At 60.7% G+C, this 23,761-nt stretch carries 22 protein-coding genes and 1 pseudogene; 12 read left to right on the top strand and 11 right to left on the bottom strand.

Annotated elements, in window-relative coordinates:
• Positions 1-12: 12 nt before the first annotated feature.
• The gene (locus ACFFP0_RS01390; RefSeq protein ID WP_377254988.1) at positions 13-351 is read right to left on the bottom strand and encodes a cupin domain-containing protein; all 339 of its coding nucleotides are present in this window, start codon (positions 349-351) and stop codon (positions 13-15) included.
• Positions 352-686: 335 nt separating this feature from the next.
• The gene (locus ACFFP0_RS01385; protein ID WP_377254985.1) at positions 687-1,445 is read right to left on the bottom strand and encodes a GntR family transcriptional regulator; all 759 of its coding nucleotides are present in this window, start codon (positions 1,443-1,445) and stop codon (positions 687-689) included.
• Positions 1,446-1,520: 75 nt separating this feature from the next.
• Here ACFFP0_RS01385 and ACFFP0_RS01380 point away from each other — a divergent pair, with 75 nt between their 5' ends.
• Positions 1,521-2,069 carry an NADPH-dependent FMN reductase gene (locus ACFFP0_RS01380; protein ID WP_377254982.1) on the top strand — a complete coding sequence of 183 codons (549 nt, stop codon included), beginning with the start codon at positions 1,521-1,523 and terminating at the stop codon, positions 2,067-2,069.
• A gap of 69 nt (positions 2,070-2,138) precedes the next feature.
• Here ACFFP0_RS01380 and ACFFP0_RS01375 read toward each other — a convergent pair whose 3' ends face one another.
• The 7 genes from ACFFP0_RS01375 to ACFFP0_RS01345 form a co-directional block, all read right to left on the bottom strand.
• A complete protein-coding gene (locus tag ACFFP0_RS01375; protein ID WP_377254979.1) occupies positions 2,139-2,666 on the bottom strand; it encodes a gamma carbonic anhydrase family protein in 528 nt (175 codons plus the stop codon).
• A gap of 10 nt (positions 2,667-2,676) precedes the next feature.
• Entirely contained in the window at positions 2,677-3,612 is a 936-nt protein-coding gene (locus ACFFP0_RS01370; protein ID WP_377254974.1) for a hydroxymethylglutaryl-CoA lyase, read from the bottom strand.
• A gap of 10 nt (positions 3,613-3,622) precedes the next feature.
• Positions 3,623-4,858 (bottom strand): CaiB/BaiF CoA transferase family protein, encoded by a 1,236-nt coding sequence (locus tag ACFFP0_RS01365; protein WP_377254971.1) that lies wholly within the window; start codon positions 4,856-4,858, stop codon positions 3,623-3,625.
• Between the two features lie 21 nt (positions 4,859-4,879).
• Positions 4,880-6,388, bottom strand: a complete 1,509-nt coding sequence (locus tag ACFFP0_RS01360; RefSeq protein WP_377254969.1) for an aldehyde dehydrogenase family protein — start codon at positions 6,386-6,388, stop codon at positions 4,880-4,882.
• A gap of 18 nt (positions 6,389-6,406) precedes the next feature.
• Entirely contained in the window at positions 6,407-8,095 is a 1,689-nt protein-coding gene (locus ACFFP0_RS01355) for a thiamine pyrophosphate-dependent enzyme (RefSeq protein WP_377254966.1), read from the bottom strand.
• 78 nt (positions 8,096-8,173) lie between these two features.
• Positions 8,174-9,151: a Bug family tripartite tricarboxylate transporter substrate binding protein gene (locus ACFFP0_RS01350; protein WP_377254963.1), complete on the bottom strand. Its 978-nt coding sequence runs from the start codon at positions 9,149-9,151 to the stop codon at positions 8,174-8,176.
• 306 nt (positions 9,152-9,457) lie between these two features.
• Positions 9,458-10,363, bottom strand: a complete 906-nt coding sequence (locus ACFFP0_RS01345; protein ID WP_377254960.1) for a LysR family transcriptional regulator — start codon at positions 10,361-10,363, stop codon at positions 9,458-9,460.
• A gap of 116 nt (positions 10,364-10,479) precedes the next feature.
• Between ACFFP0_RS01345 and ACFFP0_RS01340 the strand changes: the two genes are divergently transcribed.
• From ACFFP0_RS01340 to ACFFP0_RS01290, 11 genes and pseudogenes are all read left to right on the top strand, one after another.
• Positions 10,480-11,607: an ABC transporter substrate-binding protein gene (locus ACFFP0_RS01340; protein WP_377254958.1), complete on the top strand. Its 1,128-nt coding sequence runs from the start codon at positions 10,480-10,482 to the stop codon at positions 11,605-11,607.
• 158 nt (positions 11,608-11,765) lie between these two features.
• Positions 11,766-11,888, top strand: a pseudogene (locus ACFFP0_RS01335) (glycerol-3-phosphate ABC transporter ATP-binding protein); the annotation flags it as partial.
• A 276-nt stretch (positions 11,889-12,164) separates the two neighbouring features.
• Positions 12,165-12,881: a GntR family transcriptional regulator gene (locus tag ACFFP0_RS01330; protein WP_377254955.1), complete on the top strand. Its 717-nt coding sequence runs from the start codon at positions 12,165-12,167 to the stop codon at positions 12,879-12,881.
• Entirely contained in the window at positions 12,878-13,789 is a 912-nt protein-coding gene (locus tag ACFFP0_RS01325; protein ID WP_377254952.1) for a dihydrodipicolinate synthase family protein, read from the top strand. The genes ACFFP0_RS01330 and ACFFP0_RS01325 overlap by 4 nt, the downstream gene beginning before the upstream one ends.
• A complete protein-coding gene (locus ACFFP0_RS01320; protein WP_377254950.1) occupies positions 13,782-15,299 on the top strand; it encodes an aldehyde dehydrogenase in 1,518 nt (505 codons plus the stop codon). Before ACFFP0_RS01325 ends, ACFFP0_RS01320 begins: the two co-directional genes overlap by 8 nt.
• Entirely contained in the window at positions 15,296-16,642 is a 1,347-nt protein-coding gene (locus ACFFP0_RS01315; RefSeq protein ID WP_377254947.1) for an NAD(P)/FAD-dependent oxidoreductase, read from the top strand. Before ACFFP0_RS01320 ends, ACFFP0_RS01315 begins: the two co-directional genes overlap by 4 nt.
• 81 nt (positions 16,643-16,723) lie before the next feature.
• A complete protein-coding gene (locus ACFFP0_RS01310; RefSeq protein ID WP_377254944.1) occupies positions 16,724-17,575 on the top strand; it encodes a glycine betaine ABC transporter substrate-binding protein in 852 nt (283 codons plus the stop codon).
• An 86-nt stretch (positions 17,576-17,661) separates the two neighbouring features.
• Complete coding sequence (locus tag ACFFP0_RS01305) at positions 17,662-18,753, top strand: quaternary amine ABC transporter ATP-binding protein (protein ID WP_377254941.1); 1,092 nt, start codon at positions 17,662-17,664, stop codon at positions 18,751-18,753.
• A gap of 22 nt (positions 18,754-18,775) precedes the next feature.
• Positions 18,776-19,624 (top strand): ABC transporter permease, encoded by an 849-nt coding sequence (locus tag ACFFP0_RS01300; protein WP_377254938.1) that lies wholly within the window; start codon positions 18,776-18,778, stop codon positions 19,622-19,624.
• The gene (locus ACFFP0_RS01295; RefSeq protein ID WP_377254935.1) at positions 19,621-20,472 is read left to right on the top strand and encodes an ABC transporter permease; all 852 of its coding nucleotides are present in this window, start codon (positions 19,621-19,623) and stop codon (positions 20,470-20,472) included. Before ACFFP0_RS01300 ends, ACFFP0_RS01295 begins: the two co-directional genes overlap by 4 nt.
• A 162-nt stretch (positions 20,473-20,634) precedes the next feature.
• Entirely contained in the window at positions 20,635-21,645 is a 1,011-nt protein-coding gene (locus ACFFP0_RS01290) for a GlxA family transcriptional regulator (protein ID WP_377254932.1), read from the top strand.
• A 52-nt stretch (positions 21,646-21,697) separates the two neighbouring features.
• On the opposite strand, the gene ACFFP0_RS01285 is transcribed toward ACFFP0_RS01290, so the two are convergent.
• Both ACFFP0_RS01285 and ACFFP0_RS01280 read right to left on the bottom strand, forming a co-directional pair.
• Positions 21,698-22,231, bottom strand: coding sequence for an NADH-quinone oxidoreductase subunit B family protein (locus tag ACFFP0_RS01285; RefSeq protein ID WP_377254929.1), 534 nt, complete (start codon positions 22,229-22,231; stop codon positions 21,698-21,700).
• A 12-nt stretch (positions 22,232-22,243) separates the two neighbouring features.
• Positions 22,244-23,755, bottom strand: coding sequence for a hydrogenase large subunit (locus tag ACFFP0_RS01280; RefSeq protein WP_377254926.1), 1,512 nt, complete (start codon positions 23,753-23,755; stop codon positions 22,244-22,246).
• Positions 23,756-23,761 lie beyond the last annotated feature (6 nt).

Below are 23,761 nucleotides of genomic sequence, written 5' to 3'. Positions count from 1 at the left end.
GTCCGGTATTCCTCAGGGCTTGCGTACCGTGACGGAAATATACGTCACCGGCTTCCCACTCAGGTTGCGAATAGCGTGCGTGACGCCATTGGTCATCGAAACCACTTCGCCTGGCCCATAATGGGTTTCCATCCCATCGCGGACGTCGGTAAAGGTTCCCTCAAGTATGTAGATCAGTTCGGGTCGCCCCTCATGCGAATGAGGCGCATAGCCGCCGTCCGGTGCAATGATGGTCCGGCTCATCCGCAGCACATGCGTATCGATCGCCCCGATTTCACTGGCGAGATCGACATGCGCCAGGCGCTGCGTTGTAAATCCTACCGGCTTCGTCTCTTCCAGCCCGTCGGTCATTGCGCCGCTTTCTCCTCAATTTGTCTACCGTTTTGGTATCCAAAATAATATACCAAATATACCCTCTGTTTTCAGGCTGTCAACGGAAATGCGGTGAGGTTGCCGATCAGGCCAAATCATTCCGGTAGCCCCAAATGGAGGACAGCGGGTGACGCGCATTATCTGTTGCAGGATTGGAAATCTTCTCCTGCGGCGGGTTACGGAACTGTTCGATTTCGGAAATTTCGTTCCTGGCATTCCGCTGCCGGGACGGCGCCGGTGCCTCTGACCATGTTCAGAAACGGGCTTGGAGAAGGCTTGGCCTACTTCAAGATCGGCACCAGGCTCGCTTCAAGTTAACTGACGACCTTAAGCCCTCGCATGCGAAAACCCTGCGCCTGCGACTTGATGGCAGACAGTAGCCTGTCGCGAGAGTGAGCCACATGCTTTTCCATCATGGCCACGGCCTGATCGGCCTTTCCGCTTTCTATCAGGTCGATGATTGCATTGTGTTCGCGTGACCCAACATCGTCCTTGTCAGCCTTGAGGTCGAGCCAACGTGCGCGATAAACGACCCGCATGATGTCCTCGAGTGCCCGGACTGTGAACACATTGCCGGCAATCCGGGCGAATTCCAGATGGAATTCCTCCGCTTTCGGGGCGCGGATTTCCACCTCAGGGGAACTTGCCGAGGATTCCATCGCCAAGGCCCGCAGGCGGGCGATATCGTTCGGTGTCGCGACTGCTGCTGCGGCGCGAACGGCTGAACACTCCAGAAGGGCTCGGAACGCAAACGCTTGTTCAAGTTCGTCCAGTTCTATGGGCGCGACCGAATAGCTGCGATCGCCCTTGCGGACGAGTCCCTCGGTTTCCAGCTTGACGAGCGCAGCGCGAATGGGGGTTCGGGACGAATCCAGCAGAGTTTCCAGACTGCGCTCGGCAAGAGATTGGCCCGGCAAAAGCTCCAGCGACAAAATGGCCTTCTTTAGGCGCTCATAGGTTATCGTCGTTGCTGACTTTCCAGCGTCTGATTCCTGCATTCTCTTCCTCGCGGTATCCATCAATGAGTACCGATCTTTGATCTTGAGGTCAATTGCCGGCGTATTCTCGGTCATGCCCGCATTTTAAGGTTGCTGACATCCTCCATCCCAAATATATACCAATATGGTATCCAATATAGGGTGGAATCTATGAATGTTATTGGACTTTGTGGCAGCCTTCGCGAAGGCTCGTTCAATATGCTTGCCCTGAAGGCGGCCCAAAAACTCGCACCGGACGGCATGGAAATCTCGATCGAAAGCATATCGGATATTCCGCTCTACAACGACGATATCCGCAAAAATGGCATGCCCGCCTCGGTCATGCAGCTCAGGCAGAAGCTTGCGGGAGCCGATGCGATTCTGATTTCATCTCCCGAATACAACTTTTCCGTCTCAGGTATTTTGAAAAACACGCTCGATTGGGTGTCTCGCGCGCCGGAGCCGCCCATGGAGGATAAGCCGGTGGCCATCATGGGTGCGAGCATCGGCATGCTTGGCACGGCGCGGTCCCAGTATCATCTGCGCCAGATTCTCGTCTACATGAACTGCTTCACCCTCAACAGACCGGAAGTCTTCATCGGCATGGCCGACAAGAAGTTCGCCGAGAATGGCGAACTGACTGATCCGGTCGCGGTCAAGCTGATCACTGACCAACTGATCGCTCTTCAAAAGCTCATCCTGCGCGTTGCATGCAAATAGAAGGTTGCGGGTAATAGAAAAAGGAGCCGGATTGCCCGGCTCCCTTTTCAAGGTGAGTAGAACTAGAGCTCAGCGGATTCGTTGAAGGGTGGAGGCGAAGCGGCGAGCTTTTTCAGCATAGTCCTCGGCGGACGCTCTCAGCATCGCTTCACCACTTTCGTCGATCTGGCGAATGATCTTGGCCGGGGAGCCCACGACCAGAGAGTTGTCGGGAATCTGTTCCTTCTCGCGCACGAGCGCGCCGGCTCCGATCACGCAGTTGCGGCCGATCACGGCCCCATTGAGGACGGTGGCGCCCATCCCGATCAAGGTATTGTCTCCGATCGTACAACCATGCACGATTGCGCTATGGCCGATCGTGCACCCTTCGCCAATGCCGGCGGGGAATCCAGGATCGGAGTGGATGACGCAATTTTCCTGGATGTTGGTCATCCGGCCGACATTGATCGGTGTATTGTCTCCTCGCAGCACGGCGCCGAACCATATCCCGACACCTTCGCCCAGCGATACGTCTCCGATTATAACAGCGGTATCGGCAATCCACGAGGTCTCTTCGGGGAACTGCGGAGCTATGCCATCAAGGCTGTAGATTGCCATCTGCGGTTCCTTATTCTGCGGCCATTTTGTCTTTTGCAAAACCGAGCGGTATGCCGGCTTTCGTCATCTTTCCGAACAGCTCCTGCCCTGGAATGATGCGCTTCAGCGTCGGTTGCATCGCGACCAGGGTTGCCAGATCGATCCCGGTGTCGAAACCCATGGATTCGAGCATATAGACCAGATCTTCCGTCGCGATGTTTCCGCTGGCGCCGGGCGCGAAAGGGCAGCCACCCAAACCGCCGAGAGATGCGTCGAACGAGCGGATGCCTGTATCGAGGGCAGCAAGCACATTGGCGAGTCCTGTTCCCCGAGTATCGTGAAAATGCGCCGATTTGCACTTGTCGCCGACCGCCGCGCGGACGTTGCTGAAAATGCGCTTCACCTGACCAGGTGTCGCATAGCCGACAGTGTCGGCCAAACCGATCTCGTCGGCGCCGGCCTCCACGGCGGCCACGGCCAGGCGAACAACCTCGTCCTCCGAAACCCGACCCTGGAGCGTGCAGCCGAACGCTGTCGCGATACCGGCCTCGATATGGATATTCCAGTTCTCGTCACGGCGCATCCGGGCGACATGGCCAAGCTCCTCCACCATCTCGTCTGGCGTCTTGCGTACATTCGACATGGAATGCGCGGCGCTGGCGGAAACAGGCATGACCACGACCTGTGCGCCGGCGGCGACCGCATTGACCGCGCCACGAAGGTTCGGTGCAAGCGCGGCCACGACCAGACCGCGCATATCGCGGGCCGCGCCAACGACTTCCGTTGCGTCCGCCATTTGCGGCAGGTTCTTCGCGGGTACGAAGGATGCGACCTCAAAACGTTTGACGCCCGCCGCTGCTTCCATCGAGAGCCATTCGAGCTTCTCAGCGGTCGGTACGATCATCGGTAGCATCTGCAGGCCATCGCGCAGGCCGACTTCGACGATTTCGACTTTCTCTCTCTCCATGTCCGTCTCCCTATGCGGACTGCGCCGTGCGTTGGGCGCTGTCCTCCCCAGGCCGCTCGCCCAGCATTTCCGCAACAATGCCTTTGGCGATCATGCTATTGATCTCGTTGGCGTCGATGCCGTATTCGCTCAGCACGTTGCGGGTATGTCCGCCGACAGTCGGAAGACCGGCGGTCGGGTTGAGCCGCTTGCCGCCGAATGTGATCGGCAGCGCCGGCGTGCGCGCCTCGACACCATTCGGCAGCGTAAGATCGATCAATCCGCCGGACGCAAGCAGATGTGGATCTTCCAACAGTTCGCCGGGGCGGCGAACCGGCGCAAACGGAAGCCCGATGGCCTCAAGTCTCTCGATAAGCTGATCGATCGGCATGGCGGTCAGCATATTGCGGACTTCGGGCAGCAGCCACGAGCGCTGGGCTGAACGATCATTGTTGCTTTGCAGGCGCGGATCGGACAGCCATTCCGGCCGGCCGAACTCGATGCAGAAGTCATTCCACTGGCCGTCACCGATGATGCCGACGAAAAGCTGCGTGCCGTCGGTCATGTCGAAGAGATCGTAAACCGGCCATGGCCTTTCCTTGACGGACCAGGGCTCGGAAGTCTCGCCGGTCATCGCTTCGGCCAGCATCGCCTGGGCCATCAGGAAAACGTTGTTTTCAAACAGTGACGCCTGCACTTCCTGACCTTTACCGGTCTTCTCTCGCTCGCGGATGGCTGCCTGGATCGCGATGACGCCGAACATCGCGCCCATGATATCGTTGACGGACGCGCCCGCTCGCATGGGCTTGCCCGGCAAGCCGGTCATGTAGGCGAGGCCACCCATCATCTGTACGACCTCGTCCAGTGCGGATCGCTTGTCATAAGGGCCGGGCAGGAAGCCCTTCAAGGAGCAATAGACGACCCTGTCGTTGATTGCCGACAGGGTCTTGTAGGAAAGGCCGAGGTTGTCCATGCGGCCGGGCCGGAAATTCTCGATGACGATATCCGCCTTGCCGACAAGCTTCTTGACCAGGGCCAGGCCTTCCACGCTCTTCATGTCCACGGCAATGCTCTTCTTGTTTCGGTTGAACGCTGCGAAGAAGCCGGCGGCAAGACCCGACAGATGCCGGGTGCGATCGCCGCGCGGCATGGGTTCGATCTTGATGACCTCCGCACCAAGATCGGCGAGGATCAGGCCACAGCACGGCCCCATGACCATCTGGGTGAATTCGAGCACACGAAGGCCCGCGAGCGGCAAGTTTTTCATATCAATCCTCTGTAGAAGAATTCACTGGTACCGGATGGTGACCGTTTTGGTTTCCAGGTAATGTTCGAGCCCTTCCCGGCCATGTTCCCGCCCGAGGCCCGATTGCTTCATGCCGCCGAAGGGCAGATTGGCATCAAGGACGTTGTGGGTGTTGACCCAGACCGTGCCCGCCTTCAGCGCGCGTGTCAGGCGCATGGCGCGGTTGAGATCCGTGCTCCAGATAGATGCGGCGAGCCCGTAGGACGTGTTGTTGGCAAGGTGAAGCGCATGCTCCTCGTCTTCGAAAGGCATGGCGGCGATAACGGGGCCGAACACTTCCTCGCGGACGATCTCCATATCGGGCGTCACGTTGCTGACGAGGGTGGGAGCGACAAAATAGCCGCGTTCCGGGACGGCGCGGTGACCGCTCGAAAGGCATGCGCCGGCGGCTTCCGCGCGCTCTATGAAGCCCTTCACGCGGTCGCGCTGCCGGGCCGAAACCACCGGGTTCATCTCGGCGGTCGGATCAAGGCCCGGCCCGAACGCAAGGCTATCCGCGACTTTCGCAAGCTTCTCGACGGTCTGTTCGTAGATGCTGCGCTCGATCAGCACGCGCGTGGCAGCCGTGCAAACCTGCCCCTGGTTGAAGAAGAGGCCAAGGCGAGCGAGGAGTTGATCCTGGTTATCCTGCATGTCCGCAAAGAGCAGCATCGGCGATTTTCCGCCGAGTTCCAGTGTAAAGCGCTTCATGCCATCGACTGCGTTGTGGCCGATGATTTTGCCGACTTCGGTCGAGCCGGTGAACGCAAGCTTGTCGATGGCCGGATGTGTCGCAAGCGCTGCGCCGGCAGAGTGGCCGTAACCGGTCACGATATTGACGACGCCTGCCGGCAGTCCTGCTTCGTGGCAGAGATGCGCAAAACGCAGGGCTGTCAGGGGTGTTTCCTCGGAAGGCTTGACGACGATCGTGCAGCCGGCTGCAAGCGCCGTCCCGACCTTCCAGACAAGCATGGAAAGAGGGAAATTCCAGGGAATGATCGCACCCACGACGCCGACTGGCTCGCGCAAAGTGTAGGTCATGTACCGGCTGCCTTCGGGAGGCGCCTGAATGGAGCTGTCGAGCGTATGGCCCTCGATCTTCGTCGCCCAGCCGGCCATGTAGCGCAGATAGTCAACGGATGCTCCGACCTCGATCGCGCGGGAGAGGCCGATATTCTTGCCATTGTTGAGCGACTCCAGTTGCGCGAAAACTTCGCCGTCGCGCTCCAGGAGATCGGCGAGCTTCTGGATCGCGCGTTCGCGATCGGCCGGCCGCAGCCGTGACCACTCGCCCGTCAGCGCAGACCGTGCAGCCGCGACGGCCTCGTTTATTTCGGCATTCCCGCAGGCCGGAATGGTCGTGATCGCCAGTCCGCTTGACGGGTCGAATACATCGATGCGGTCGGCATTCGGTGTCGGCGTGAATGCGCCGCCGATGAATATCTGCTGGTCGCGCTTCAGAAAATCCCGGACGTCGGGGTGCAGATGGATCAAAGTCTGTTCCAGGGTCATGTCGTCATCTCCTCGCGTTCAGCCGCGGACCTTGGGCATGAGGATGAGTGGCCACGGGCTCGGCATCGTCCCGCATGGCACATGGACGAGGGTCGGGCGACCACTTTCGAACCCGGAGCGCACCGCCTGCTCGAGCGCATCCGGGTTTTCGGCACGAAGGCCAAGCACGCCAAAAGCTTCTGCGAGCTGCACGAAATCGGGGCTTTGGAGATCTGCGGCGATAACGCGGTTGCCGTAGCGCTCCTGCTGGATGCGTTTGACGTTTCCGAACATCCTGTTGTCGAACACCACGAAGACGACCGGAAGATCATGCTTCACGGCCGTCGCCAGTTCGCTGACCTGGTAGAGAAAACCTCCGTCGCCGGCGATAGAGACTACAGCGCGGTCGCGCAGCGCCGCCTTGACGCCGAGCGCCGTTCCCACACCCCAGCCGAGATTGTCCTGATAGCCGGGGGACAGGAAGGTTCGTGGACCGTTCACGGGAAAAGCGAGACGGCTGACGAAGCCGACTTGCGTCACCTCGTCGACGAAGATTCCATCAGCGGGCAATGCCGCGCGAATGGCCTTGAGAAAACCGACCTGAGGCTGAAGCTCGTCGAGCTTGCCGGCCAGCCACGCATTGTGCGCGGCCAGCTCGGCAGCCCGGGAGGATGGCGTGACGGCAAGTGCCGAAAGTTGCTCGACCAGTGCCGATGCATGAAGCGCTGCGTCGCCCACCAAAGCTATGTCTGCCTTGCGGAACCGGTTCGGTTCTGATGGGTCGATGTCGATGCGAATGACCTTCAGGTCATCCGATACTCCCCACATCGACTGTTGCATATGAAGCCGCGTGCCTATGCCGATCACCACGTCAGCCTCGGCCCAAAGCCGGTGCGAAACCGGCAACCGGACCGAAAGCCGATGATCCGACGGAATGACACCGGTGCCGCGGCGATATCCTGCGACCGGCGCCTCGATCAACTCGGCAAGGGCTGCGATCTGGGGGCCGGCATCCTGTGCTCCGCCGCCGACGATGATCAACGGGCGTCTTGCGGTCGCCAGCAGCGCTGCGGCCCTGTTCACGGCGTCGCGATCGATGGGATATGAGACAAGCGGATAGCCAGGCACGTCAAGGTCGACGGGCGCTGTCTGCGCCAGGACATCCATGGAGCATTCCAATACGACCGGTCCCTGCCGGCCGGACGTCGCCTTGGCGACAGCTTCTGCAATCGCCGAGGGCGCCTGTTGCGGATGCGTGACCCGCATCGTGAACTTGCTGAAATGGTCCGCTATCCCGAGCTGGTCATGCAATTCATGCAAATGCCCGTAGCCGCGATCAATGTCTGACTGCGGAATTTGGCCGACAATGGCGATCACGGGTGCATTCATGCTGAACGCCGTCAACAGGGCGGCCGACGCATTCAGAAAACCCGGACCTGGCACGACGGAACAGACCTGCGGCTTGCCTGTGGCGAGTGCCGCACCAAGCGCCATATAGGCGGCAGTCTGTTCATGCCTCGGATGGATGACGCGAAGCGACGCGGATTCCCTGTAAAAGGCGTCGAACAAAGGATCGCTCTGAAGACCAGGCAGCGCATAGATTGTATCGATCCCGTATCGGATCAGGCTTCTTGCCAAAGCCTCCGCCGTCGTCATGCGGGGGAAATGGAGGCCTTTTGCCGATCTTTGGTCGCTGTAAACAGGCCAGGCCTTGGAGGTGCTTTCCATAAACTATTCCATCTCTTCACGGGCGTGGAGCCACCTCCGTGGCGGCGGGACGATCCCCAGGCGGAGGTGGCAGGCGCATCAGATGCGTTCGATGTTGGCGTCCTTGACGACCTTGGTCCATTTGTCGACGTCCGCCTTCACGAGGTCGTGGAACGCCTGGGACGTCGAGGCCATCGCCGTCGAACCGAGGCCCTTGATGCGGGAGATGCTCGTATCCTGCTTCACGATGTCGGTCATGACGCCCTGTATTTTGCTGACGATGTTTGCCGGAAGCCCCTTCGGTCCGGCGACGCCGTAGTAGGACGTGACGTCGTATCCCGGCAAAACCTCGGCGATGGCGGGAACGTCCGGAAGGTCGGCATAGCGCTTGGGGCTCGTCACCGCGATCGCCTTGATTTCCTTGGACTGGATTTGCGGGAAGACGGAAGCGGGACCATTGATGACGAAATCGAGTCGCTTGGACAGAAGGTCGACCATGGACTGCGAATTCTGCTTGTAGGGGACATGCTGAAGCTTGATACCCGCCTGTGAAGCGAGAAGTTCCATTGCCAGATGCAATGTCGTGCCGATACCGGAAGAAGCATATGTGAAAGGACGGCTTGCCTTCTTCGCTTGCTCGATCAGATCCCTTGGATTGTTGACCGGATGGTCGGGATAGGTGGCAATGGTGAAGGGGGTGCCACCTGCGATCAGGCTGACGAAGGTAAAGTCGTCGACGGTATTGTAGGGCAGCTTGGCATAAATCGCCGCGGCAACGGCATGGGCTCCGGTGAACATGATCAGGTTGTAGCCGTCGGGCGTCGCACGGGCGATCTGATCGGAAGCCGTCGTTCCGCCTGCGCCAGGCCGCGGATCGACGACAAAGCTTTGCTTGAGTTCGGCTGTCAGGCCTTCCGCTGCGACGCGCGCGATACCATCGCTGTTGCCGCCAGGCCCGAAACCATGCGCGAGCGTCACCGCGCGCTCGGGCCATTCAGCAGCTCGAAGGATAGACGGCATTGCAAACGAAGCTGCCGCGCCGGCGAGCAATGTTCTGCGATTGATTTCGAATTTCACGGGTGTCCTCCCTAACTAAAGTCTAGTTGAGACAATGCCGGTCGCTCTCCTCCATATTCCGCGATCGACCGTCACGACAGGCGGCGCCGCGTTCCCAAAACAACGAGCGCCAACCGGTACCTGCTATCTAAAACCAATTTGGTATCCATTGCAAGATACCGTGTTGCGGGAAAGGGTTTTCGTTGAGGGTGCGCTATGTCGAAGTGACGCTATTGGTAGGGAGCAAAACGTCTGCCGGCTCGCCCGCAAAAGCAAATGGCCCCGGATCATCGTCTTTGGCCGATGGTGGCTTGAAATTATCGGTGACTATGAGCGGGAGACAAAATCGGTCGCACGCTGGAATAACCAATCGGCCGCGATCCCGGTGGCATGCCGATTTGAGCGAATGAGATAAAGTGGCATGGCGGCCGACCAGAGTGCCGCCAAGTCCGTTGCAAGCGGAAGCTGCTTCAACCGTCCTGAGATCAGATCGTCCTCGATGACATGCAGCGGCATGTTTCCCCAGCCAAGCCCGGCGAGCAGCATTTCTCGCTTGGCGCCAATGTCGCTGGTCCGCCAGGACTGATCCGAGACGGCGTTGGAAGCGCGGCTCGAGCTCGTCCGGTCGCGATCGAGCATAATGATCTGTCTGTGGCGCCGCGCGGTTTCGAAACAGATCGGCGTGCTTGCTTCCGCCAGCGGATGCGATAGGGCGGCAACGGCAACTCGCCTTATCTCAATCAAAGGTACGGCTGTTATCTCGGGCACCCTGAGCGCCATCGGGCCTGCGATTCCCAAGGCGCAAGTGCCGTTCAGAACCGCGACCAGCGGTGAGGTCATGGCATCGATGACGACCTCGAGATCGACCGCCGGGAATTGTTGGCCGAAGGCCGCCACCGCGGGGATGAGAGGCGCCATCGGCATCAACGTATCGACGATCAGGCTCACCTGGCTTTCTATGCCGCCACGCAGATTGGCGGCTTTGGCCTGGAGCCGGGCAATGTCTTGGACGACGTCGCGCGCCGCGGCGGCAAGAGCCAGTCCATCCTCCGTCGGAGAAAGCGGCCTTGCTGTCCGATCGAACAAGGTGACCCCCAACTCACGCTCAAGTGACTGTATCGAATAGGAAACAGCGGCCTGGGCCCGTCCCAGTGCCCGGGCACCCGCAGAAAGCCCCCGATGATCGATAACTGCAAGAAAGTCAATGAGATGGGTGGTTGCCGGAACTTCCATACGCAAACAATATCAAGGTATTCGAACGTCAACAACGAAGTTTTCCTGACTTTTTCGAATAAATTGACCGTGATAGCCGTGGCGAACCTTCAGATAAAACAAGAGGAGACACCCGAATGTTCACTCGCCGCACGATGGCAAAGCTTGTCGCTCTTGCGCCCGTTCTGGCTTCGACTGCATCTGCCGCGGCATCTGGTAAAGTTGCAGGGTCTGCTCCCGCCTTGGAGATGGAAAACCGATCGCTGGACGAATTACACCAAGCTGCTCTTGCGGAAGGCGGCAAACTCGTCGTGTATGGCGGTGGCGACATACCCAACGGTGCAGCCGGGATGGAACAGGCGTTTGCAAAACGCTTTCCGGGCATGACCGCCCGCATTCTGATCGACCGCAGCAAATACCAGGGTGTCCGGATCGACAACCAGCTTGATCTCGACACTCTGCAATGCGATGTCGTGCATATGCTGGCCTGGCAGTATTATGATCGCTGGAAGGCCAATGGCGAACTTCTGGCCTATAAGCCCCTCGGCTGGGACGCCGTCTATCCTGATTTCAAGGACCCCGACGGCATGATCACCAGCGTCGCAATCTACGCTTTCAGCAGCCTTATCAACAAGTCCAAGATAACGGAGAGCGAGGCGCCCTACGACGCACTCGACTTCCTCGATCCGAAATTCAAAGGACAAATTGCGCTGACCTATCCGCAGGACGACGATTCCATCCTTTATCAGTTCGAGCGCATCGTCGCCGGGCACGGCTGGGATTATATCGAAAAGCTGGTGAAACAGGACGTGCTCTGGAACCGTGGTTCGGGCATTACCCGCAAGCGTGTCGAAAATGGCGAGGCGGCTGTGTCCTTTACCACGTCTGGGCCGATCGTTGCCAATCCGAAGGGGCCGACGCAGTTCCTTCTTCCGAAAACGGGAGCGTTCCTCTCTTGGGCGCATCCCGGCGCGATTTTCAGGCGAGCCAGGCACCCTGCGGCCGCGAAGCTCTATATGTCCTGGCTGCTGTCCGAGGAAAACCAGGGCACCAGACGCTCCTGGTCGGTGCGGGAAGATATGCCGCCACCGGAGGGCATGGAACCCATCTTCGCCTACAAGACCTATCCCGTTCACTTCCGCGAATTCTTGCGCGATCGCATCCGGGCAGAGACATTCAGGGATCAACTCGAACAGTATATTGGGCCGATGCAGGGGGAAAATCCGACCAAGGTAGTGGGTATTTTTCCAGAAGGCCGAACCTGACGTTGAACGACCGGCGTTGGGAGCCGAGGGCATTCATGCTTGTTTTGGCCCCATGGAGGTTCACGGTGGCGTTCTTGCGCCACCGTTGATCTTTTCGACCTCTTCCGCACTCCCGCGATCAACATCCGACGTGTTCAAAAGATGCGGAAGGTTATCCGGTGGGCGGCGTGAGGCCGAAGCGGCGCGACGTGGCGATGGTGTTCCACTCCTATGCGCTCTATCCGCACATGACGGGCGCCGCCAACATGGGCCTGCCGCTGAGAATGCGGCGGCTGTCGGCCGCCAACTGGCCGCGCGACGAGAACGCCGTCCTTCCCGTGCTTGCGGTCATCGGAATCTGGCAGCACCTCGGCTTCGCCATGGTGCTGTTCGCGGCCGGCCTGAAGGCCATCCCCCAGGACCTCCACGACGCCGCCGACATCGACGGTTCCGACCTTTGGCTCGTTTGTACTTTCTAGAAACATCAATTGTGTACTCGAAGTACACAATTGATTGACTCGTTGCCGCTGACGTGCGATGTTTCGGTCGTTCCCAACCGAAATGCTTGGAGCTACGCCATGGCGAAGACCGTTAAGGGCAGCCTCTATGAGGATCTGAAGCGCAAGATCCTGACGATGGAGCTCGACCCCGACGCAGACCTTGACGAAGCGAGCCTCAGCGAGCGCTACGGCCTCTCCCGGACGCCGGTCCGGGATATTTTCCGCCGCCTCGCGGGCGAGGGATATCTGGATATCCGCGAGAACCGGGGTGCGCGCGTCATTCCAATGAACCACGCGACGCTGCGGAACTTCTTTCTTGTTGCACCGATGGTCTATGCGGCGGTCGGTCGCTTGGCAGTGCAGAATTACAAGCCTGTTCAATTCGCGGATCTCAAGGCGACGCAGGAGCGATTCCGCAGGGCCAGCCAGGAGATGGACGCGCTGGCGATGGTCCTTGAGAACAACCGGTTCCATGAGATTTTCGGCGAAATGTCCGCCAACGTCTATCTCCAGCCGAGTCTTGGCCGGCTGCTCATCGACCACGCCCGCATCGGGCACACCTTCTTCCGCCCGAGGAACGACGACATGCGGCGGCGGCTCGATCTGGCCGTTGAGCATCACGACGGCTTCATAGAAGCGCTTGGCGCCCATGACGAGGATGCCGTGGTCGATCTGGTCTTCGAGCACTGGGAGCTATCCCGGGAGAACATGGAAATGTTCATCGCGCCACAGGGAATGAAATCCGACGCCCAGCTCGGCGCTCCCGCCACCCCGTCTCTGGAGAAATCGTCGTGAAGTTCGAGGGAATCTATACGCCTGCCGTGACGCCGCTGGATCGAGACGGGAAGATAGACCGGAATGCGTTCGCCGCGGTCCTCGAATCCCTCATCGAGGCTGGCGTCCATGGCATCGTTGTCGGCGGATCGACCGGAGAGTATTACGCCCAGACCAGCCAGGAGCGTCATGATCTTGCGGCCTATGCGAAGGAGGTTATCGGCGCCCGGTTGCCGTTGATCATCGGGACCGGGGCGACGAGGACCGAGGACAGTGTCGAATACGCCAGGGCCGCCAGGGAGATCGGCGCGGACGCGATCCTGGTGTCGACACCTCCCTATGCGCTGCCTACCGAGCGCGAGAATGCCGTTCACGCGCTGACGGTCGACCGGGCGGCCAATCTTCCGATCATGCTCTACAACTACCCGGCCCGCATGGGCATGAAGATGGGCGAGGAATATTTCTCGCGCGTCGGCAAGTCCAGGAATGTCGTCGCCATCAAGGAGAGCTCCGGGGAGGTGGGCAACCTCCATCTTCTGGCGCGTAAATTTCCGCACATTGCACTTTCTTGCGGATGGGACGACCAGGCTCTCGAATTCTTCGCATGGGGGGCGAGAAGCTGGGTTTGCGCCGGCTCGAATTTCCTGCCGCGCGAGCATGTCGCACTCTACGAAGCCTGCGTCATCGAGAAGAATTTCGACAAGGGGCGTGCCATCATGACGGCGATGCTGCCGCTGATGGACTTCCTCGAATGCGGCAAGTTCGTCCAGTCGATCAAGCATGGATGCGAGATCGTCGGCCTCGAAACCGGCTCGGTCCGCGCGCCGCTGCGCCCTCTCAACTCCGAGGAAAAACAAAACCTGCGGACCATCGTCGCCACGTTGAAGCGCACGGTCGGCCAGATCGTATCGGGAGCGAACCATGCATGAACCATTGACCGCTGCCGAGTACAGGGCGATCGCTGCCGGCCTTCAACTTCCGGCCAACGCATTCATCGACGGCGCGTTCCGTCCGGCCAGCTCCGGAAAGACCTATACCTCCACCAACCCCGCCACGGGCGAGGTTCTGGCGGAAATCGCGGACTGCGACGGGACCGACGTCGACTTCGCAGTCGGGAAGGCGAGGGAAGCGTTCGACGACGGCCGCTGGCGGCTTCGCTCTCCGGGCGAACGCAAGGAAGTTCTTCTCAGGCTTGCCAGGCTGCTGGAACGGAACCGGCATGAGCTCACCGTCATGGAAAGCCTCGACAGCGGCAAGCCGGTCCGCGAATGCCAGACGGTCGATGTTCCGGACACGATTCATACGATCCGCTGGCACGCCGAACTGATCGACAAGCTCTACGACAACACTGCCCCGGTCGGCGCGAACGCACTTGCCATGGTTGTTCGCGAACCCATCGGCGTGGTCGGCTGCGTGCTGCCCTGGAACTTCCCGCTTCTAATGCTCGCATGGAAGATCGGTCCGGCGCTTGCATCCGGCTGCTCGGTCATCGTGAAACCCGCCCAGGAGACGACGCTCACAGCCTTGCGTGTTGCGGAACTTGCCCATGAGGCAGGCGTCCCGGCTGGCGTCTTCAACGTCGTCACCGGCGGCGGCAAGGAGGTGGGCGAGCCGATCGGCATGCATATGGACGTCGATATGGTCGCCTTCACCGGTTCGACCCCGACGGGACGCCGCTTCCTGCGTTATGCTGCGGACTCCAACCTCAAGAAGATCGTGCTCGAATGCGGCGGGAAGAATCCGGCCGTGGTTCTCGACGATGCCGAAGACCTTGATCTCGCCGCCGAGCAGGTGGTGAACGGCGCCTTCTGGAATATGGGGGAAAACTGCTCGGCCACGTCACGCCTCATCGTCCATGCAAAGGTGAAGGACGAACTGCTCAAGCGGATCGGCGCCTACATGCGCGAATGGAAGACGGGTGATCCGCTCGATCCGGAAAATCGCGTCGGCGCACTGGTAAGCAAGTCCCACTTCGACAAGGTCAACTCCTTCCTCGAAGAGGCGAAGAAGGAAAAACTGAACGTCGCTCATGGTGGAGGGACGCGGGACGGCGTCTTCATCGAGCCGACCGTCGTGGAGGGCGTGACGCCGTCCAGCCGGCTTTTCCAGGAAGAGATATTCGGGCCGATCCTTTCGGTCACGACCTTCAGCACCTTGGCGGAAGCGGTCGCTCTCGCCAATGACACGAACTATGGTCTGACGGCCTCGGTCTACACGGGCAGCCTGCGAAACGCGATCAGGCTGTCGCGCGAGATTCGGGCGGGCGTCGTCACGGTGAACTGCTTCGGGGAAGGTGACGCCACCACGCCGTTCGGCGGCTACGGGGAATCCGGCTTCGGCGGACGCGACAAATCCGTCTTCGCCCATGACAATTATTGTGAACTCAAGACGATCTGGATCGACATATCGGATCGCTCGGTCGACGAGACGATCAGATGACGCGCCATGTGATCAAGCGCCTGCCAGTCGATACCGGCGTCTCCGGATGGGAGGCGATCAGCCGGCGCACCTTTCCCGCGACGGCGCTTGATCAGGATGTCACCGCGGACTGGCTGATCATCGGAGCGGGGTTCGCCGGGTTGTCGGCGGCCCGGCGTCTGGCCCAGCTTCGTCCCCGGGACAAGATTGTCGTCCTGGACGCCCGCGAAATCGCCAAGGGGCCTGCCGGACGGAATTCCGGCTTTATGATCGACGTTCCCCACAATCTGTCGTCAGGCGAATATTCGCTCGCCAACGAGGAGGCGACCAGGACGGAAATCCGGCAGAACCGCCTCGCAATCGCGTTCGCGGCGGAAATCGCTTCCGAGTACGGCATGTCGAAAGCCACGTTCGACCAGTCGGGCAAGGTTAACGCCGCGGCGACCGAGCGTGGCCTTACCCTGAACGACAATTATCGGAAGTCCTTGCAGCGCATCGGGGAGGCGCATGTCCTCCTCGACGCCGGACAGATGCGGGAGATGACCGGGTCCCGGTATTATTATGGCGGTCTTTACACTCCTGGCGCCGTCATGATCCAGCCGGCGGATTATATCCGCGAGCTGGCCGGCGGGCTTAGCCGGAATGTTTCGATATACGAACACTCTCCGGTTCTCGAATTGTCGAAGGAGGGGAGAAGCTGGAAGGCGAGGTCCAGTCGCGGCTCCGTCTGCGCCCCGAAAGTCATTCTCGGTGTGAACGGGCACATCGAGAGCTTCGGTCACTTCAAAGGCCGGCTGATGCATATCTTCACCTATGCGTCCATGACCGCGGCGTTTTCCCAGAACGAATACGGCGACGATGTCACGGGGGTTGATCGATGGGCGCTGCTGCCGGCCGATCCGATGGGCGCCACCATCCGAAAGATAACCGTCAGCGGCATGTCGAGGATCGTGGTCCGCACGCGCTTCACCTATGACCCCGGTCTTCAGGTTTCGGAGAGACGCGTGGCAGGGATCGCCGCCGAGCAGAGGCGGTCATTCGAAGCCCGCTTCCCCGGGCTTGGCAGCCTGCCGATGGAATATAGCTGGGCAGGCAGGCTCTGCCTCAGCAGGAACCATGTTCCGGCCTTCGGCGAAGTGGAGGAGGGGCTGTATTCCGCATGTTGCGAGAACGGCCTCGGGACAGTGAAGAGCACACTGGCGGGCATGATGGCCGCCGATCTGGCTGCCGGTTCCGGCGGTTCTGAACTCGACCAATACAGAAATCAGCCGGAGCCGAGCAGGCTGCCGCCGGAGCCGATCGCATGGCTCGGCGTCAACTCCGTCATCCGGTTTCAGGAATTGCGCGCCGGCCGTGAGGGATGATCCCCACGCCGCGCAATACGAGGACTGCGTCTTGCGCGGGACTTCGATGAGAATGGGAACGAAAAACTAGGAGCAAAAGAGATGAAGGCTTTGTGGAAGGCGCTTTGCGCCGCTGCGATGATCGGAATGAGCATGCTTCCCGCGCGCGCGGAAGACAAGACCATCAACATGGGCACCCTCTCCTGGGAGGACCTCACGCCCATTACCGGCATCACCAGGAAGGTCCTCGAGGATGCGGGTTATACCGTCAAGGTGACGGAATTCTCCGAATGGGGGATCGCTTACGCCGCTCTCACGAAGGGTGACATCCAGGTTCTCGCTTCCCAGACGGACTATGTTGCCCAGGACTACTGGAACAAGAACAAGAACCGTCTCGAAAAGATTTCTCCCGTTTCGCACGGCCTCTATCAGGCGATCGCGGTTCCGAAATACGTGCCGATCGACACCCTGGAGCAGCTCAACGAAAACAGCGACAAGTTCGGCGGCAAGATCATCGGCATCGAACCCGGGTCCGGCCTGATGAAGGACGCCTCCAAGGCGGTCAAGGACTACGGCATCAAGCTGCAGCTCGTCGAGGGCAGCAGCGCGGCGATGACGGCGGCGCTCAAGTCCGCCTACGATCGCAAGGAGTGGATCGCGGTCACCATCTGGGAGCCATCATGGATGGTCCAGAAATATGAGGTGAAGTACCTCAAGGACCCGAAGGGCATCTTCCCGCCGCCGCAGAGCTATTACTGGATCGGCCAGAAGGGCTTCTCCGAAAAGAATCCGCACGCCCGTGAAGTCATGGCCAGCGTCTATATTCCGCTCGCCGACATCACGGCCATAAATGGCTCCGTCAACGACGGCAAGACGATGGATCAGGCGGTCCAGTCCTGGATCGCCGGCCATGCCGACCTGGTCAAGCGCTGGGAAAATATCAAGAAGGACTGATCGTCCGCCGGTCGCCCGACGATGCCGGGCGACCGTTCCACCGTCCAACGAGAGAAGCCAGCGCAATTGGCTCACAGGGGATCGCCATGAAAACAGAAGCTGCCAACGCCGGTGAAGTCCTGATCGACTGCCAGTCCCTCTGGAAGGTTTTCGGAGACAGGTCGGGCGCAGCGATGAACGCCATTTCCGCGCGCGGCCTTGGCAAGAGGGAGGTTCTTCAGGAGTTCAATTGCGTCGTCGGCGTGAGCAATGCCAGCCTGCAGGTCAGCCGGGGCGAGATCTTCTGTATCATGGGGCTTTCCGGAAGCGGGAAATCGACGCTGATACGCCTGCTCAACAAGCTGATTGCGCCGAGTTCCGGCAAGGTCATCGTCAAGGGGCGGGATATCGCCGCGCTGTCGCAGCCGGAACTCCGGCAGATGCGCGCCAGGAATATCGGCATGGTGTTCCAGAACGTCGCTCTGCTCCCACATCGGACCGTCATCGAAAACGCCGCCTTCGGTCTTGAAGTGCAGGGCATCCCTAAGATCCAGCGGAACGAGACCGCGAGGCAGGCTCTCGAAAAGGTCGGCCTGGCCGACTGGGTGGACCGCTATCCCAAGGAGCTTTCCGGAGGCATGCAGCAGCGTGTCGGTCTTGCGCGCGCCCTGGCCTCGGACCCCGAGATCATCCTCATGGACGAGCCGTTCAGCGCGCTCGATCCGCTTATTCGCCGTCAGCTTCAGGACGAGTTCCGGCAGCTCACCAAGGAACTCGGCAAGTCGGCCGTGTTCATCACCCACGACCTCGACGAGGCGATCCGCATCGGTGACCGTATCGCGATCATGAAGGACGGCGCGATCATACAGACCGGCACCGCCGAACAGATCATCCTCAATCCGGCGGATGCCTATGTCGCCGAATTCGTCGCCGGGATATCGAGGCTGCATCTTATCAAGGCGCACTCCGTCATGCGCAGCGTCGCCGAGTTTCAGAGCAGCAAGCCAGGCTCCGACATCTCGTCGCTGATCCGCACGACCCCGGACGCCGACATAGACGAGCTGATCACCCTGACGATGCAGTCGAAGCACGATGCGATCGCCGTCGTCGACAACGATCAGGTTGTCGGCGTGGTCACTCCGCTCAGTCTCCTGATGGGCGTCAAGGGAACCGCCGCAAGCGATCTTGCTGCGGCCTGATTGCGAACCGGAGCTGGACGACATGGACACTTCAGACTTCACGGACGCTTTCGACGAATGGACGGACGCCGCACTGAGCCGGTTGAGCGACAACGGCGGTTTCATTTTCGAGTACATTCGATGGTTGCTTGAGGGACTGTACGACGGCATTCTCTGGGTGGTCCAGTATCCGCCTTTCTACGTCGTTGCCCTCGCCGTGGCGCTGGCCGGCTGGCGACTGGTCAACGTCTGGTTCGCCGTGCTGAGCGCCGTTGCCCTGGCGCTTTGTTTCTCGATGGGGTTGTGGCCCCAGACGATGAGCACGCTTGCCTTGGTCATGACCGCGACCGCCTTCGTGCTGGCGTTTGGCATACCCATCGGCATCGCGGCAGGGTTCTTTACGGTCCTGGACCGGTTCATGGAGCCTGGACTGGATCTCATCCAGACATTGCCGCCGTACATCTACCTCCTGCCGGCCATCGCGTTGCTCGGCTATGGTCCGGCGACAGCGCTTGTCGCCACGGTGGTGGTCGCCATGCCTCCCGTCATCCGGCTGACCTCGCTTGGTATCCGGATGACGCCGAGGGAATTCATCGAGCTTGGCGAGGCGACCGGGAGCACGCCTGCAAAGATGTTCTTCAAGATCCGTCTTCCGTTTGCGGTTCCGAGCATCATGGCCGGTATCAACCAGAGCCTGATGATGGCCTTCGGAATGGTCGTCATCGCAGGGATCGTGGGTTCCGGCGGGCTGGGTGAGACGATCTACGGCTCGATCCGGACGCTGGACATTGCAAGTTCGATCGACGGAGCCATCGCCATCGTGGTCCTGACCATGGTGCTCGATCGGATGACCCAGAGCGCAGCTCGTCTCGGAACCGGGAGGACATCATGAATTCCGCAATGCTTCAATTCTCGCCCGGCGCCTATCTCGCGCCTGTTGTCGACTGGCTCAACAGGAATCTCCATCCGCTGTTTGCGGCGATCAGCTACACCGTCGAAGTAGTCCTTTCGGCGATCGAAGCGGCGCTGCTCTCCATACCTCCCGTCGGCATCATCGGCATGGTCGTCGTCGCGGCATTCTTCGCGGTCGGTGTGCGGGTGGCGATCCTGTCCGGGCTGTGCCTGGGCTTCAGCCTGATCGCCGGCCTGTGGACGGCTTCCATGCAGACCGTCGCTCTCGTCACGGTGGCCGTTACGATCTCCGTGGTTGTCGCGTTTCCGCTGGGCGTGCTTTGCGCGCGCCACAAGACACTGGAAGCGGTGATCCGTCCGATACTCGACGTGATGCAGACAGTTCCGCCATGGGTCTACCTTATTCCGGCGGTGATGATCTTCAGCCTGGGACGGGTGCCGGCGATCATTGCGACCATCGTTTATGGCATCCCGCCGATGCTCCGGCTGACGACGCTGGCCTTCAACCAGGTGCCGCGTGAGTTTCTCGAATTGGGAAGCGCCATCGGAGCCCACCCGCGCTCGGTGCTCTGGAAGATCGAGTTTCCGCTTGCCAAGCAGACGCTTCTTGTCGGGTTGAACCAGTGCATCCTGCTCTCGCTGGCCATGGTCGTCCTGGCCGGTCTCGTCGGGGCCGGTGGGCTGGGCGCGGAGGTGACCCGCGGACTGACCCGCATGGAAATGGGCCTAGGCCTCAGGGCTGGCCTCTCCATTGTGGCCGTCGCCCTTTTGATGGACCGGCTTTCCCGTGGCGTGCTTGACCGCAGTGCCCTGCGGGCAACGAGATGACCGGAAAGATGAGATGGGAACCCTCTGCCGTGTCGACGTCCATCCTTGCGGCTGGTCGGCCACAGCATGATCTTCGTCGAGGACGGCGATCCGCTCGCGCACGGATTTCAGATCATCTAAGGTCTCTCGGTTCCATGTCGGATCGGCGAGGAGGGCAAGGCAATGCTTTCGGTGCAGCACAAGCAGGGTGAACAGAAGGATTCGGGCCGGCGTCTCAAGGTGGGCTTCGTCCTGGCGAAGTCTTTTACGCTTTCCGCGTTCGCGATGTTCGTCGATACGCTCCGGCTCGCCAGTGACCAGAAGGATCGGTCGGGCAGGGTGCTTGCCGACTGGCAGGTTCTGGGCAGCACCCGCCACCTCGTGACGTCGAGCTGCGGTGTCCAGGTAGCGCCGACCTCCGATTTCGTGGACCCCGCGCTGTTCGACTATATCGTGGTCGTCGGCGGGTTGCTGTCGGCCTCCAATCCTGTCGATCATGAAACCATTTCGTTCCTCAAACGTGCCTCTTCACAGCGTGTGAAACTGATCGGGCTCTGCACCGGGTCTTTCATTCTCGCCGAGGCAGGTCTCATGAAGGGGCATGAGACCTGCGTGAGCTGGCTTCATTTCCAGGCTTTCCGCGAAAGATATCCGGACCTGCAGGTAAGATCGGACAGGCTCTTCCATCTCGACGGCCGCCGGGGATCGTGTGCTGGCGGAAGCAGCGCGGCCGACCTCGCCAATCTTCTCGTACAGCGACATATCGGCCGGGACGCTGCGAGGAACGCTCTCGAGGTCCTTCAGATCGACCGCGCTCGTACTTCCACCGATTGCCAGGCTCGCCGGCCCTTCGTGCTGGATGTCGACGATCCCCGGATCACGTCCGTGCTGATCACCATGGAACAGCATCTCGAAGGAGACCTCTCCATTGAAGGACTTGCCAAATCGGTGGGTCTGTCACGAAGGCAGCTTGAGCGTTTGTTCGAGGAGAAGACGGGTCTGTCGCCCGCCGCCGCCTATCGGCAGATACGGCTCGAACGTGCCAGGGAGTTGCTACAGAATACCAAGCGTGAAGTGGTCGATGTTGCGTTCGATGTCGGCTATGTGAGCGCCTCGCATTTTACGAAGGCGTTCAAACAGGCCTTCGGCCAGACGCCTTCGAGCCTCCGCGTCGGCCGCGCGGAGGCCCATTGAACGCCACGGGCCGGGCGGTCAGTCCTGCCCTGAAAGGCATTGTGGATCGCCGTCACGAAACGCGGCTTCCCTTGTTCACCTGTTCAAGCAGCGCGAGCAGACCTTTGAGGATGTCCGCCGGAGAAGGCGGACATCCCGGAATATGAAGATCCACCGGCACAGCTTTTGAAACCCCGCCGAGGACGGCATAGCTGCCGGCAAAGCAACCGCCGTCGCGGGCGCAGTCGCCGAGCGCGACCACCCATTTCGGGCCGGGCGTGGCGTCATAGGTTCGCCGCAAGGCTTCGCCCATATTCCGCGTCAAGGGGCCGGTCACCATCAGGACGTCGGCATGCCGGGGGGAAGCGACGAACCGAATGCCGAAACGCTCGATATCGTAGAAAGCATTGCTCAGCGCATGCATCTCCAGCTCGCAGCCGTTGCAGGAGCCGGCGTCGACGGCGCGGATCGACAGGCTGTGGCCGAGCCGCCCGCGGGCGGCCTTGTCGATGGCGGCGGCGAGTTCCTCCATCGCCGCATCGGAAACGTGCGGAGGCGGTTCGGTCAGGGGCGGTCGGATCAGACTTCCAAAAAGGAGCTTGCGCATGTTGGCCTGCCTTCAGAGATCATGGCCGGAATAGGAGCAGTTGAACGACTTGTTGCAGAGGGGAAAGTCGGCGACGATATTTCCCTCGATGGCGGCCTCCAGCAGCGGCCACTGGAACCAGGACGGATCGCGCAGATGGCAGCGCTCTATGCTGTTTCCGGAAAGCCGGAGCCAGACCAGCACGTCGCCTCGAAAACCTTCGACGACAGCCATGCCTTCCCGTGTCTCGACGTTCCCGGGAAGCTCGGTCCGCACCGGTCCCGCCGGAAGCCGGTCCAATATCTGATCGACCAGCGACAGGCTGTTCTCCACCTCCCGGATGCGGGTCCAGACGCGGGCATTCACGTCTCCCTCGCTGAGTGCCGGGACGTCGAAGGCAAGTTCGTCATAGGGCGGATAGCGCAGGCTGTGCCGCGCGTCGAAACCGCGACCGGATGCGCGCCCGACATAGCCGCCTGCGCCATATTGGCGGGCGAGTTCCGGGAGGACACGACCTGTCCCGACCGTTCGGTCCTGCAGCGACGTCGTATTGTCGTAGAGTTCCACCAAGGCGGGAAACCTGCGGCGGATTTCCGCGATCAGGCCCCGCAGGGCGGCAATGCCGTTGTCTTCGAGATCGACGGCAACACCGCCGGGGATGATGCGATCACGCATCAGACGATGGCCGAAAGCGACGTCCGCAGCCCGAAGCACGCGCTCGCGCAACACGCCGCAATGGGCAAGCATCAGGGAAAAGGCGGCATCGTTGCAGATGGCGCCGATATCGCCGAGATGGTTGGCGAGCCGTTCGAGTTCGGCCATCAGCGCCCGTAGCCATACCGCGCGGGAAGGAATTTCAAGGCCGAGGGCCGCTTCCACGGCCTGCGAAAACGCACAGGCATAGGCAACCGTGCTGTCACCCGATGTCCGGCCGGCGAGCCGCGCCGCCTTGCTGAGATCGGCGCCTGCCATCAGTGCCTCAATCCCCTTGTGCACGTAGCCCAGGCGTTCTTCGAGGCGGACGACCGTCTCACCATTGGCCGTGAACCTGAAATGTCCCGGCTCGATGATGCCGGCGTGAACGGGGCCGACCGGAATCTGGTGCAGGCTCTCTCCCTTTGCCGGCAGAAATCCGTATGGAGTGGCCTCCGGCGTTCGAGACATCGCCTGCCCCAGCGGAAAACGGATATCCCAGCGCCCGTGGTCGAGCCAGGGCCGGGTGTCCGGCAGGCCCTCCGGTTCGAGTCCGACCAGATCGCGGATCGTCCTTTCCGGCCGGAGCGCAGGGGGGTGATACGCCGCAATGGAGGGATAGACGCCTTTCAGCTCTTCCAGGCTCACGACGCCGACCGTGCCATCGGCTTCATCCAGCAGCGCCATGTGGACCGAATTCCGCTCGCCCCAGAGACCTAGCAGGGTCAGGTGTCCATCCCTCAGGGCCTCGGCGATCGAAATCCAGGCCGGCACGTCGAGAATGGTGCGCGGCCACGGCCGGTGCGCCTGAACGGAATGGCCCGCCTTCATGAAATTGGTCAGCATCGACATCCCGGT

This window comes from Neorhizobium puerariae, from assembly GCF_042429745.1.
GTDB lineage: Bacteria > Pseudomonadota > Alphaproteobacteria > Rhizobiales > Rhizobiaceae > Neorhizobium > Neorhizobium puerariae.
The sequence above is the reverse complement of the archived record's forward strand: the minus strand, read 5'-3'. Positions and strand labels throughout refer to the sequence as shown.